10 protein-coding genes and 1 other RNA gene are annotated in these 13,964 nt (G+C 40.7%); 5 read left to right on the top strand and 6 right to left on the bottom strand.

The annotated features are described in order from the left end of the window. Window positions 1–82: 82 nt before the first annotated feature. The 5 genes from ACI3K6_RS09995 (at window position 83) to ACI3K6_RS09975 (ending at window position 6,918) form a co-directional block, all read left to right on the top strand. A complete protein-coding gene (locus ACI3K6_RS09995) occupies window positions 83–1,993 on the top strand; it encodes an acyltransferase family protein (RefSeq protein WP_435554701.1) in 1,911 nt (636 codons plus the stop codon). Window positions 1,994–2,375: 382 nt separating this feature from the next. Then, complete coding sequence (locus ACI3K6_RS09990; RefSeq protein WP_435554700.1) at window positions 2,376–3,662, top strand: NAD(P)/FAD-dependent oxidoreductase; 1,287 nt, start codon at window positions 2,376–2,378, stop codon at window positions 3,660–3,662. A gap of 13 nt (window positions 3,663–3,675) precedes the next feature. Then, the gene (locus ACI3K6_RS09985) at window positions 3,676–5,148 is read left to right on the top strand and encodes an aldehyde dehydrogenase family protein (protein ID WP_435554699.1); all 1,473 of its coding nucleotides are present in this window, start codon (window positions 3,676–3,678) and stop codon (window positions 5,146–5,148) included. Window positions 5,149–5,193: 45 nt separating this feature from the next. After that, window positions 5,194–6,600, top strand: coding sequence for an MATE family efflux transporter (locus tag ACI3K6_RS09980; protein WP_435554698.1), 1,407 nt, complete (start codon window positions 5,194–5,196; stop codon window positions 6,598–6,600). Window positions 6,601–6,636: 36 nt separating this feature from the next. Next, a complete protein-coding gene (locus tag ACI3K6_RS09975) occupies window positions 6,637–6,918 on the top strand; it encodes a cupin domain-containing protein (RefSeq protein WP_435554697.1) in 282 nt (93 codons plus the stop codon). A 170-nt stretch (window positions 6,919–7,088) separates the two neighbouring features. Here the strand turns inward: ACI3K6_RS09975 and ACI3K6_RS09970 are convergent, their stop codons facing one another. The 6 genes from ACI3K6_RS09970 to rnr form a co-directional block, all read right to left on the bottom strand. Beyond that, on the bottom strand, window positions 7,089–7,640 hold the full coding sequence (locus ACI3K6_RS09970) for a TetR/AcrR family transcriptional regulator (protein ID WP_435554696.1): 552 nt from the start codon (window positions 7,638–7,640) through the stop codon (window positions 7,089–7,091). 369 nt (window positions 7,641–8,009) lie between these two features. Continuing rightward, window positions 8,010–9,611 (bottom strand): amidohydrolase, encoded by a 1,602-nt coding sequence (locus ACI3K6_RS09965; protein ID WP_435554695.1) that lies wholly within the window; start codon window positions 9,609–9,611, stop codon window positions 8,010–8,012. Window positions 9,612–9,933: 322 nt separating this feature from the next. Continuing rightward, window positions 9,934–10,446: a hypothetical protein gene (locus tag ACI3K6_RS09960; protein ID WP_435554694.1), complete on the bottom strand. Its 513-nt coding sequence runs from the start codon at window positions 10,444–10,446 to the stop codon at window positions 9,934–9,936. A gap of 119 nt (window positions 10,447–10,565) precedes the next feature. After that, window positions 10,566–10,924: a transfer-messenger RNA gene (ssrA, locus tag ACI3K6_RS09955) on the bottom strand. A gap of 136 nt (window positions 10,925–11,060) precedes the next feature. Further along, window positions 11,061–11,528 (bottom strand): SsrA-binding protein SmpB, encoded by a 468-nt coding sequence (gene smpB, locus ACI3K6_RS09950; protein ID WP_435554693.1) that lies wholly within the window; start codon window positions 11,526–11,528, stop codon window positions 11,061–11,063. 88 nt (window positions 11,529–11,616) lie between these two features. Further along, window positions 11,617–13,962, bottom strand: a complete 2,346-nt coding sequence (rnr, locus tag ACI3K6_RS09945; protein ID WP_435554692.1) for a ribonuclease R — start codon at window positions 13,960–13,962, stop codon at window positions 11,617–11,619. Between the last annotated feature and the right edge of the window lie 2 nt (window positions 13,963–13,964).

Here is a 13,964-nt window from a genome sequence, read left to right as displayed (position 1 = left end):
GGGAATGATTTCTGCTTCTCTCCCTTAAATAAGAATGACCTGAGACATATGAGGAGCAGAAACAGATTTGGAGGAATAGTTTATGTTAAGCAAAACACAAAATCACCGTTATATCCATGGATTGGATGGACTTAGAGCTTTAGCAGTACTATTTGTCATTGCTTACCATTTAAATTTCAGTTGGGCTAGAGGAGGGTTCCTCGGAGTAAATATCTTTTTTGTTTTATCAGGATACTTAATCACCTCGATCATGTTGCCGGCGCAAGGACAGCGATTTACAATTAATTTGCGTGATTTTTGGATTGGTCGGATACAGCGTCTACTTCCGGCAGCCTATGTCATGATTTTGGCAACTATCGTTTGGGTGACGTTATTTAACAGAGAACTTCTTCATACAGTAAGAGGAGATGCAATATCTTCTATTTTTTATTTAAGCAATTGGTGGTTTATCTTTCATAAAGTTTCATATTTTGATAGTTTTGGCTCCCCTTCACCATTGAAGAATTTATGGTCATTAGCAATAGAAGAGCAATTTTATATCATTTGGCCGATTGTGTTGGCAATTGGTCTAAACATATTTAATAAGCAAAGCAAGTTTGCGATTTATGTCTTTAGCGGAGCAATCTGTTCTGCCCTATTAATGGGTCTGCTCTATGAACCTGGGGCAGATCCCAGTCGTGTTTACTATGGGACCGATACCCGTTCATTTGAACTGTTGATTGGCAGTTGGTTGGCTCTTGTTTGGCCAATGAAGAGACTCTCATCCAAAAAGCTTTCTGTCAAGCTGCACAAAACACTGAATATAACAAGTATCATTTCATTGGCCATCTTCATTTTTTTCGTATTGTTTGTAGATGAATATCAGACTTTTTTGTACAGAGGAGGCATGCTACTGATTTGTACAAATGCTGCGGTCTTGATTGCATGTGTTTGTCATCCCGCAAGCTTTTTAGGGAAATTACTCTCCTGGAAACCTCTACGCTGGATAGGTACAAGATCTTACGGAATCTACCTATGGCATTACCCAGTGATTATGATAAGCACTCCCGTTTATGAAATAGGAAATCATACATACTGGCGTGTCTGTTTGCAACTAGCCTTTATATTCATCATTGCGGAACTGTCTTATCGATTTGTTGAAATGCCGATTCGAAGACATGGATTCCGTTCATTTTTTCTGAGGTACTTTACCATTAATAGGATAAAGTGGAAAGACTTTTCGTTTGGCAGAAAAATATTAACGACGCTCATCCCTATAGTCCTTCTGGTGTTTATTACCGGAATCACGGGTGTGGTAAAAGGTGAAGAACATAAGGATGCAATGGAGTCGTATCCAGCTAATGTAAAAATAAATGGTGAAGTATTTTCCGGCAGTAAAGATACTGATACGAATCAGGAAAGCACTGCATCCGAGAAAAATCCTTCCGATCCAGATCATAGAGAAGATTTTACACTAGGAAACGAACAGAACAAAGAAACAACCCAAAACGGAAAAAAAGATGCGGCTCACACTCAACCTTATACGGGAATACTAGCCATTGGAGATTCGGTTATGATAGATATCGCTCCAAGCTTGCAAAATATATTTCCTGATATAACGATTGATGCAAAAATTGGAAGGCAAGTTTCACAAGCTATCAAATTAGCGCCTGGTTATGCAGATTTTAATCAACCGAGTAAATCAGTCATTATTCAACTGGGAACAAATGGTTATTTTACTAATGATCAAATAGACTCATTACTCAGCGCTTTCTCACGGGCTCATATTTATTTAGTCAATACACGTGTACCGCGCTCATGGGAAGGAAAAGTAAATCAAGCATTATATAAAAAATCTCAAGAGTATGAGAATGTTAAATTGGTTGATTGGCATTCCAAAGCTATTGACCATCCTGAATATTTTACAGCAGACGGTGTCCATTTGTTGCCAAAAGGGGTTGAAACCTTAACAAACCTCATCAACCAATCCATCACTGATATTGCTTCAGAATAATGTTTAATCAAATTGATCCTAATAACCTAATAAAGAAAGAGCGTGTTTTCAAAAGAATCTTTGATTAAAACACGCTCTTTCTTTATTCAATCAGATCAATCTTTTATAAACAAGTTGATCATCTCTATAGTCCTTTTCAATTAAAGTGTGCGAACTTTGATTTACATTTACATGCAGTTGAAAAATATCTTGCGTAAAAAATATTGAATAATTCGAAATATTAAGTATAATTAGGATGTAACTATAATAACACATTTAGTTACTTCAGTTTTACCGCTTTATTTCAGACAGAAGATTTTCTGAAAATCAAGTAGTAGCAATTTTTTGTACACCCGTGTATTCGGTATCCCTAAAACGTTTTTTAAATAAACAGAAAGAAGGAATGGATAAGATGGATCGAATGGATACTCTCTCTCTATGGACAGCGACTGCAAACAGCTATGAAAAACGAAAGCCTCTTGAAGGTAATGAAGAGGCGGATGTTGTCATTATTGGTGCAGGTTTCACAGGGCTTTCTTCTGCTTATCATTTACAAAAATTAGGAAGGAGCGTCATTGTACTTGAGCAAGAAACAATTGGATATGGCGCCAGTGGTCGTAACGGCGGAATGGTATTGCCGGGCTATAAGCCAACGATGCAAGAACTTGCTAAAAAATATGGTGTCGACGAGGCGAGACAGCTTAATAACCTCTCCCTGCTTAGTGTTGAACTGGTTAAAAACATTATTGAGGAGCATCAAATCAAGTGTGCCTTTAGAAACACAGGTCACATTGTCGCGGCTTACAAAGCCAAACATTTTGAAGGTCTGAAACGTGAAAGCGATTACTTAAACAAAAATTTCGGATATGAATCAAGTGTCCTTGATCGAAGCCAATTGCATCAAGAGATTGATTCTCCACTTTATTATGGCTGCTTAGTCGACAACTCTAGTTACTCGTTCCATCCTCTTAACTATGCGATTGGTTTGGGAGAAGCAGCTAGATCGATCGGGGCAAAAATCTTTGAGCATTCCAAAGCATTATCTATTGAGTACGGTCGAAACAGTGTGAAGGTTGTAACAGAAAAAGGGGTTGTTACGGCAAAAGACATAATTGTGGCGACAGATGGTTACTCAGGAAAAATCATGGATGAACTGAACAAAGGCGTACTGCCAATTTCTGCACGTATAATTGCGACTGAACAGCTTCCAGAATCACTGTTGAATGCTGTCATCCCTAGAGATCGCATGGTTTTTGATACAAGCAATTTCCTCTACTATTTCAGACGTACCCCAGATCATCGCATTGTATTTGGCGGTGGCGATATTCGTCCAAATTTAAGTGATGCCGTTTATCAAAGTGTTTACGATGCCATGATTAAAATAATGCCAAAACTAGCAGGAAGCAAGATTGAATACCGTTGGGGTGGATTTATTGGGGTTACAATTGATACGTTCCCGGTTATCGGCAGATCAAAAGAAGGCGCATATTTCGCAACGGGTTATACGGGCCACGGTGCTTCTCTCTCGACATTGTTAGGTAATTTATTGGCACAATGGATCGTTACGGGAAGTGCAGGTGGATATCGATTTGAAAAGGAACAACTCAAATCATTTCCGTTCTATAATCAGAAAACCATGCTGGTAAATCTTGCACATATTAGTTTCAAATTACTTGATATTATTGCATAAAGGAGAGTTGATTTTGAAAATTAACATGTTCATTGATGGGAAATGGGTAGAAGCGTTATCCGGTGACAGAAGATACATTATCAATCCTGCAACCGGAGAGGTGATTGCAACGTCTCCGGTTGGATCGACAAATGATGCAAAGATGGCAATTGAGGCGGCTCGCAGGACGTTTGACAGCGGGATTTGGTCGGATTTATCGGCTGATGAAAGGGCTGACTATCTCTATAAGATTGCAGACCGTCTTGAAGAGAAAGCCACTGAAATTGCCCGCTTGGAAACGGCCAATAACGGTAAGGTTATTCGTGCAACCACCTATGTGGATATTCCTGTGTCGATTCAATGTTTCCGCTATTACGCTGATTTGATCAAAGGCATGAAAAAGGAGTCTTATACCCGCGCTGATTCTTCGGAAACCATTATTATTCGTGAACCAATTGGTGTTTGCGGATTGATTGTCCCTTGGAATTTCCCGCTAATGTTAGCTGTTTGGCAAATTGCTCCTGCCCTTGCTGCAGGGAATACCATTGTCATTAAGCCTGCTGAGTTTACTCCTTTAAGCGTATTCAAACTATTTGAAATTATGGAGGAAGTCGGGCTGCCAGCCGGGGTTGCTAATTTAGTATTGGGGCCTGGATCAAAAGTTGGAAATGAATTAGTCGAGAGCCATGATGTTGACAAGATTGCCTTTACCGGCGGAACAACAACAGGTCAAAACATTATGCGTGTAGCTGCGAATACTATGAAAAAGATTACACTTGAACTGGGCGGCAAATCTCCACTAATTGTCTTTGACGATGTGGATTTTGAAACAGCAGTCGACAATGCGATGTTCGGTATCTTCCACAATGCCGGGCAAGTTTGTTCAGCTGCATCCCGTTTGTTGGTACAAGAGAACATTTATGATAGGTTTGTTGAAAGACTTGCTGAGCGTGCAAGCAAGATTGCAGTTGGAAACGGTGAAAGTGAGAGCATTGAAATGGGGCCCCTTACAAACGAGTCTCATATGAATGAAGTTTTACTTTACATCAAGAGCGGAATCGAAGAGGGTGCCAGATTAGTGTGCGGTGGTAAGCGTTTAACAGATCATGGACTGGATCGAGGTTATTTTATTGCACCAACAATTTTTGCAGATGTAAACAAGGATATGCGTATTGTGAAGGAAGAGATATTTGGTCCAGTCCTTGTTGTACAGAAATTTAAAGATGAAGAAGATGCCATCCAAAAAGCGAATGATTCTATTTATGGATTAGCTGGCGCTGTATTTACTGAGGATATGGGCCGCGCAAAACGTGTCATTCGTAAATTGCGGGCAGGTATTACTTGGATTAATAGTTATCATCTTGCTTATGTGGAAGCCCCTTGGGGAGGGTATAAGCAAAGCGGGATTGGAAGAGCATTAGGTACTACTGGGCTGGAGCATTTCATGGAAACGAAGCAAATCAATGTCCACCAGCACGCCAAGCCTGTGGGTTGGTATGCGAATTAATTTGGCTTAACTTGCTAGATAAATTATGTACAGGGGGATGGGCTCATGGGAATAGAAGGAAACCGTCAATCACTGAATATAGAACAAGAAGGATTGGTGAATATACCAGCATCTGATTCAATGCTAGGAACTAAAAGCATTCCTCTATTATATTTAAGGTTTGCTTTAGCAGGCATTATGGCCAATGCGATTTTAGGAATTGTAGCGGTTGTCGATGGCTATTTCGTCAGTGGATTTCAGGCATTGGAATTGGAAGGGATCGGAATTGGATTTACGGTCATGGTTATTACTCGAATGCTGGGGGTTCTTTTTGGAATTGGAGCAGGCGCGGTTATTTCCCTTCGGCTCGGAAAAGGAATGATTGTAGAAGCTAGAAGCATTATGGGGCAAACTTTGTGGTTTACTCTATTCATCTCTAGTTTGATCGCCGTATTTGGATTAATTTTCGAGAATAAAATTATGATCTTTTTCGGAGCAAGTAATGAATCGCTTCCGTACGCGGTACAATACAGCCGTTTATTGTGGATTTCCTTGCCCTTAACCATATTGGCTGTTGTACTAAGTATTTTAACGAACATTGATGAAAAACCTATATTATCCATGAGCAGTTGGCTAGTAGCTGCAGGTGTTGCGGGGATTACAGAATGGATTATGATCACAAAGTATAACATGGGAATGATGGGATCCTCATGGGCCAATACGATTGCACAGTCGATTCCTGTTTTATTGATTTTTTATTTTTGGTTCGGCAAAACAAAGCTTAAGCCAAAAATGAAAGATATGATGATTAGTCTAAAGAAGATGGGGGAAGTGGCCTGGACAGGATTTGCTTCTTTCTCGAGCCAGTTCATGATGTTTTTGGCCATTATTTTCACCAACAACTTACTGCAAAGCTACGGTGGAGGATTACATGTCGCTGCTTTCACCATTCAAAATGGCTACATTACCAATCTACTCGCTTTAGCAGCACTTGGGGGAATGACAGGGCTTCAGCCACTCATTAGTTACAACTACGGTGCAGGAAATTTTGATCGTGTAAAACAGTCTATCAAGATAGGACTCATTTTTACGGTTTCCTTCTTTTTGATTATGACAGCCATCTTGTTTATTTTTGCAGATCCAATAATGACATTTTTCGCTGGCGGTAACCCAGAATTGCATCGATTGGGCGTTTGGACGACAATGGTATTTAATTCTTTGTTTATGCTTAATGCAGTTGGGTTGCTTATCTCCGGCTATTTTGAATCTCAAGAGAGAAACTGGATCGCAACGTTTATTAATATTAGCAAAATGTTGTTTTTTCTATTCCCGTTCATGTTTATTTTCCCGAAATACTGGGGTGTAGAAGGGGTATGGTACTCACTTCCTGCTTCAGAAATTCCAGGCATTCTCATCGCCATATATTTTATGAGGAAAGAATTTAAGAATTTGAACTCAACCAAACTAGCGTAAGCGCACGATTTACTGACAGAAAGAGAGATGATGATCATGTTTTTTGCGAAAAAACTGACAACTGTAGAAGGGAAACAATTAGGTGTTGACACTTGGGAATCATGGGTAGGGGAAGCCAATAAAGGAACTTGGCATGTAGAAGAACAGGAAGTTTTCTATGTGACAGATGGTGAAGTGTTTATTACTGTTGATGGGGAAAAATATCATATTACAAAGGGCTGGGTCGTTACCTTGGCTAAAGACCTTGTCTGTGAATGGGATTGCCCAGCATTTTTGAAAAAGAATTATAAAATGAATCATAAGATCCATTTAAAATAATGTTAAATGAGAAGTGGAATCCAATCATCACATTCCTATACTTCACCTAAATATTTGTGGTTTATGGGACACAACACCATTTTCCGACCTTGCATCATATGGGATAGCTGAAAGACAAAAAACAAGTAGAATAAATGTTCCCTCCCTTTTTTGTTCGATTATTATTTAATTTACTTTTTGACTAGACCAAACAATATTACGTCTACAATGGAAGATAGAGCTTCTGGTAAAGTAATATTATTTTCCATATAAAAACGTTGATCAAAAATTGAGTTTGTCGCATCTATGATCAGTTTTATTGCGAGAGATGTATTAATTTCAATAAGCTCTCCTTGTTGAATACCTTCTTCGATTAATAAGCGCAGAGCTTCCCACTCACTCAAAGCAGCATTCACTTTTGCCCATTGTTCAGGATAATATCGTTTCATTTGTTCTAATATTTTGAAGTCGTAAAATTCAAAATAGGTTGGCATTACAGTACAAACCCCTCTGATTTTCTCAATAAGGCTTAAAGATGTATCTGCCATAATTTGCTCTGTTTTTGCATTTGATTCATGTAATGTTTGGTCAATGATTAACTCTAGAATTTCAACTTTCGAAGAAAAATGTTGATAAATGTATCGTTTGTTTACACCAATGCGTATTGCTAAATCATCCATTGTGAACTTCATGCCTTTATCATGAATCTCTTCAATAAAGGCTTTTATAATACGTTCTCTCATGCCCAGTACTCCTTAAAATTAGAAATTTATGAAAAATATTATCTCAACGAAGTTACTTACCTTAAGCACTCTGACAAATAATTTTTATCCCCTTATTTACAACACATTCTCTTTAAGGATCATTGATCATTACCTTATGGACCATTCCCTTGTTGGCAGAGTGAACTCAATCTAACTCCCAACTACAAACAGAAAGGTATATATCTTCCATCATACAACATAACTCACTGTCCGAAAAGGCTTTCGATGGGCACAGTATAAGAGTACTTGGTTCACCAGAGACAGAAAAAAATGGTTACCTTGTCCGACCACTTATGGATCGAACAAGATAACCATTTATTTTTATTCTAATGCTTAATTTCCTTGACATTATTCATCTTGATAGACGATCTCCCCATCAATGATCGTCATGTGGATAGGAATGTCGGCGATATCGGCAAGATCCGTATGTAAAATGCTTCCTTCTAGAATCACCAGATCGGCTAATTTTCCAACTTCAATGCTCCCTTTATGTTGTTCATCAAAGCTCGCATAGGCCCCGTTCCACGTATAGGTTCGGATCGCCTCCAGTAAAGAAATAGTTTGGTTGCTTCCAATTGTTTGTCCCTGTTTGCTCTGTCGGTTCAGTGCTGCCTGAATACCGAACAGTGGACGATAATCGGTCACCGGACTATCGGATCCGGCTGCTGCAACGATGTGGTTGTCAAAGAAGTCTCGTAGTGGATACATATGATTTACCCTCACTCCGTAGTTATGACGGTAGCCTTCGCCATACTCGTAGAAAAAAGCAGGATTGGGGATCGGGATGACACCAAGTTGCTTCATTCGCTCAATCAGATCCGGTTCTGAAATCCCTGCATGTTCAATGCGCGGTCGGGCATCCGGACGAGGATATTCCTTCAGGGCGGCCTCTATACAATTCAATACCATTTCAATTGCTCGATCTCCCTGTGCATGGGCTGTAATCTGAAATCCTTTCTTATGCGCCTCTATCAATCTTCGGTTTAGTTCTTCCTGTGTATAGTACAAAATACCGTAATCTTCTGGGTTACTTGTATACGGCTTACGGGTAGCAATGGTCGGACCGCTGCTACTGCCATCCGTAAACAACTTTGCCGGTCCGATTTTAAACCGGTCATTCCCCATGCCTGTCACCATTCCAGAGTTAATCATGCTTTCCAAAAATAATTCGGGATTGTCCATTGCGCAAACCATCGCATAAATGCGCACTTTGACCAAGTTGTGCTGAACTGCATGATACATCGCTCGAAAACCATCGGAGTCATTGCAACCAGCATCATGGATACTAGTAATTCCAGCCGAAACAAAATCGGCAGACGCAAGTGCCAAGGCTTGGGCTATTTCTTCTTGGGAATAGGTTACTTTCTTGGCAATTTGGAAATGGGCCGTTTCAATTAAACGCCCTGTAAGCTCACCCTCAGCACTATGGCCAATCATCCCTCCTTTAGGATCGGGTGTATCCTTGTGAATCCCAAACATCTCTAAGGCCTTTGAATTTACCATCGAGATGTGATTACACGCGCGTATAATGATAATCGGGTGCTCTGTTGAAATCTGATCTAATTCTTCTCGAGTCGGATACCGCTGTTCCGCGATCTTAGTTTCATTGAAACCCCAAGCCCGCACCCATTTTCCAGCTGGAAGCCTAGATACTTTTTTTCGTAAATCTTGAAAAATATCCTGTAGCGAATGAATGTGGGGAGCTTTACAACTTACTCCCAACTTGTCAATACCGTATGCGGAAAGATGCAAATGAGAATCAATGAATCCCGGCAGCAAGCTTTTTCCTTTCAAGTCAATCACCGTCGTTTTCGAACTGATAAGACGCTCAATCTCCGCAGATGTACCAGTAGCGATAATCCGGTTTCCCTTTATTGCGACCGCTTCCAATATTTGATCCTGTTCATCAACCGTAATCACTTCCCCATGAAGAAACACGATGTCTGGCATTTTTACCCCTCCTTAGCTGGATAATACTTAGACACGAAGTCTTTGTCCATGTCTAAGTATTTATATATGGATTCTATCTATTGTCCACCAATATAGTTTTTCAACGTTAGTACATTTTTGGTTACTACCCTAGTGAAACCTCCTATTTTGAGGTAGCTGTCCTATGAGTTAATTATATCCGGAAAAGAATGCGTATCCGATAGACAGTATGTAAACTTATTTACACAAATTTCACAACATTTTAACAATTTCCATTATAAATATTGACCTATTGTAATATAAAAATAACATGATGGAGGGTTTCAGCATACTCTATCATGTTTTAGAAGTAATTAAAATAATCATAAGCAGTAACAGCAAATTCTATTGCTTGATGGATTCCTGCTTCGATTCTGGATTTCCAATCCTCGCTTTTTCGTTTATTCAATAAGATAGAAATGAGTTGGTTTTTCCTGATAGTCGATAAAAGAAAGAAGCCCTGGGATTGGAAAATAGAACAAAAAAAGATTTTCAAATGGGTAATATCTGAATCCTTCTCATCTAATTGATCGGTTTTAGAGAGTAAAACGACACATCCATTTGATTTAAGAGCTGATTCCAAATCCGGGAGGTGTCTGTATATTTGTTCTTCTTCAGTTTTTCTTCGCTCCTCAACATATAATGCACGTAAAATGTTTTGTGCCAGCGCTGTTGCACTGCGGTCTAAAATAAGTGATTCGAATTCGGTAATTGAATCCGATTCAGAGATGATCATTAAATCGGCTAGTTTCTGATTCAAGGCTTGTATGGATGGATGAGGGATATTCATATGTCTTTGTATAGTTTTTTCTTTCAAGAGTTGAAGGACTTTCTTGTTCTTTTAGCGTTTTCTGAAAAAAAATAAAGCATAAAGTTTCCAAACGGAAATTTTATGCTTTACGTCACAAAAATAAAAAATCCACCAAAGTATGTATTTGGTGGAGACGGTGGGAGTCGAACCCACGTCCAAAGATATCGGCACTTAAGCTTCTACGAGTGTAGTCGATATATTAGGGTTTCGCTGAGCCATTTGCCTATCGACCGGCGTCCGGTCAGCTAGCCTGGTTGTTCTCTTCCTTCATCCTCAGGCGGTGGAATCCGGCGTAGCCTACTAAGAGTGAGTCCGCTACCCTACCACATAGGCGATGGAGGGGCGAACAGCTATGCAGTATTAAGCTGCGAAAGCTAAGTTGTTGTTAGTTTTGCCAGTTAATGGCTTTGACGTTTTAACGAGGCCGATCCCCTCGACTCGCAACCTAAGCTCGAACTACCCCTGTCGAATCCGTAGCGTCCCCATTATAAAATGTGCTGAAACTTCAGCAAGACGTTTTGGAAACTGGCAAGTTGTTGAGCCTTCAGTTTGTGTCGCATCTTAGCGACAAACTTATTATAACACACTCAAAGGAATTTTCAATTGTAATTTTTTGTAAGCTACATTTTCTGACGTTCACGGAAGGCACGTTCGATTTCACGCTTGGCTTCTTTTTTCTTCAAGTCTTCGCGTTTATCATAGTTCTTTTTACCTTTTGCCAGACCGATTAACACCTTACAAAAACCATTTTTCAAATATAGCTTCAATGGAATTAACGCATATCCGGCTTCTTTTACCTCACCAAATAGCTTATTAATTTCCTTTTTGTGAAGCAGCAGTGTTCTCGTCCGCAATGGGTCGTGGTTATAGCGATTGCCTTGTTCATATGGGCTGACATGCATTCCAAACAAGACAGCTTCGCCATTTTGAATACGGACATAAGAGTCTTTTAAATTCACACGTCCGGCACGGATCGACTTTATTTCGGTCCCTTGAAGCACAATCCCGGCTTCATATGTTTCTTCGATAAAATAATCATGGGTAGCCTTTTTATTCTGGGCAACTACTTTTCCTTCACCTTTTGGCATTATTTTCACCTCGATCTCTGGCTTTTATTTTAACAGAATAACCATTTATAGAAAAGTAAAGAAGAGCCTTTATACTGGCTCTCCTCGTTTATTTTCGTTTCTTATGCTTCTTTTTGATGCTTTTGGAAACCGGAACATTTTCATAGAACTTCCGCTTCTTTTTCTTTTTCTCTCCTTGACCCCCGCCTGCTTCGCTTTTAGCATTACGGTCACCTTGTTTATTGCGGCGCGGTTTATGGGAATCACTGCCCGTTTTAAAGACCTTTGGTGTATCAGAACGTTCTCTACGGCGAGTACCCTTCATGCCGACGACTTCAAAATCAATGGACCGTTCATCTTTATTTACGTTTACGACGCGAACGGTGATTTGATCGCCAATCCGGAAGACATTGCCCGTCCTTTCACCGATCATGGCGTAGTGACGCTCATCATAGCGATAATAATCATCGGTCAAATAGCTGACATGGACAAGACCTTCAATGGTATTCGGCAGCTCAACAAACATCCCAAAGTTTGTGACGGAGCTGATAATGCCGTCAAACTCTTCACCGATTTTATCCTCCATATATTCTGCTTTCTTCAATTCATCGGTTTCCCGCTCTGCCTCCACGGCACGGCGCTCCATTTTGGAAGAATGCTCTGCTATGTCCGGTAATTCGGCATTCCATTTTTCCCTTGTTGCCTCATCTAGCTTGCCTTCCACCAGATAGGTACGGATCAAGCGATGAACAATCGTATCCGGATAACGCCGGATAGGTGATGTGAAATGCGTATAGAATTCCGTGGATAACCCGAAGTGCCCCAAGCTTTCCGGATAGTATTTCGCCTGCTGCATGGAGCGCAACATGACTGTTGAAATCACCATTTCTTCCGGTTTGCCCTGTACTTCCTCAATGATTTCCTGCAGAGCCCGAGGGTGAACATTATTGGCTGTTCCTTTTACGATATAGCCGAAGTTGGTGATAAACTCGAAAAACTTACGGAGTTTATCTTCCTTCGGATCCTCGTGAATCCGGTAAATAAACGGAACCTCCATCCAGTGGAAATGTTCTGCAACGGTTTCATTGGCAGCCAGCATGAACTCTTCAATCAACCGCTCCGCCACGGAACGCTCCCGGAGCACAACATCTTTGGGCTTACTGTCTTCATCCACGAGAACCTTTGATTCTTTAAAATCAAAATCGATCGCTCCACGGGTCATCCGTTTGTTGCGGAGTATGGCCGCTAGCTCCTCCATTAATTCGAACATTGGAACGAGTGAATCATAGCGGTTCCGTGTTTCTTCATCCTGATCGACGAGAATCCGGTTAACATCGGAATAGGTCATTCTCTCAGTTGTTTTAATGACACTTTGGAAAATTTCATGGGAAACGACCTGACCTTCGTCGTTAATCTCCATCTCACATGAAAGGGTCAGTCTATCCACTTTTGGATTCAATGAGCAAATTCCATTTGAAAGTCGATGTGGAATCATAGGAATGACTCGATCTACTAAATAAACACTGGTGGCTCGATCTGCTGCTTCCCGGTCAATTGGGGAGCCTTCTTTAACATAATAGCTAACGTCAGCGATATGGACGCCCAGCTTAAAATTTCCATTCTCCAGTTTTGATACTGTTACGGCATCATCAAGGTCTTTGGCATCAGCGCCGTCAATTGTAACGATGACCTCATTACGCAGGTCACGGCGGTTCGCCAGTTCACTCTCATCAATGGTGTCCGGAACCTCGTTGGCCTGCTGCAGCACTTCATCAGGGAAGGCCATTGGAAGGCCAAGCTTATGTATGATGGATAGAATATCGACACCCGGGTCATTTTTATGGCCAAGGATCGTTGTTACCTCGCCCTCTGCGCTTTTGCGGCCTTCTGGATATGAAGTAAGTTTTACAACTACTTTATGACCCTCGACAGCCCCTTTGGAAGCTGCTTTTGGAATGAAAATATCACTGGCAAACTTTTTATCATCCGGTATAACAAAGCCAAAATTCTTACTTTCAACATAAGTTCCGACGATTTGCTGGATGCCTCTTTCCACAATTCGAATAACCGTACCTTCACGGCGCTGTCCAGAGCTCTCTGAAGACACACGAACTAACACGATGTCTCCATGCATGGCGTGATTGGTTTCGTTCGGCGGAATAAAAATATCGTCCATTCCCGGCTCGTCAGGTATGACAAAGGCAAAGCCTTTCGCATGACCGGTCAACTTACCGCGGATAAGGTTCATTTTTTCCGGAAGACCGTAGCGGTTCGCTCTGGTGCGGACCACTAATCCCTTTTCCTCCATTTGAACGAGTGCTTTAACAAACTCTTTAAAATCTCCTGAGTCTTCGATGCCGAATGCGGCTTCTAGCTCTTGAACGGTAAGTGGCTTGTAGGCCTCATCCTTCATATATTGCAAAAGCTTGTCGATGTGCTTTTGAATGTTTTCCATAT

The organism is Neobacillus solisequens (genome assembly GCF_051233465.1).
In the GTDB taxonomy this organism is placed as follows: domain Bacteria; phylum Bacillota; class Bacilli; order Bacillales; family Cytobacillaceae; genus Neobacillus.
Note: the sequence above shows the minus strand (reverse complement) of the source record. Positions and strands in the feature narration are given on the sequence as shown.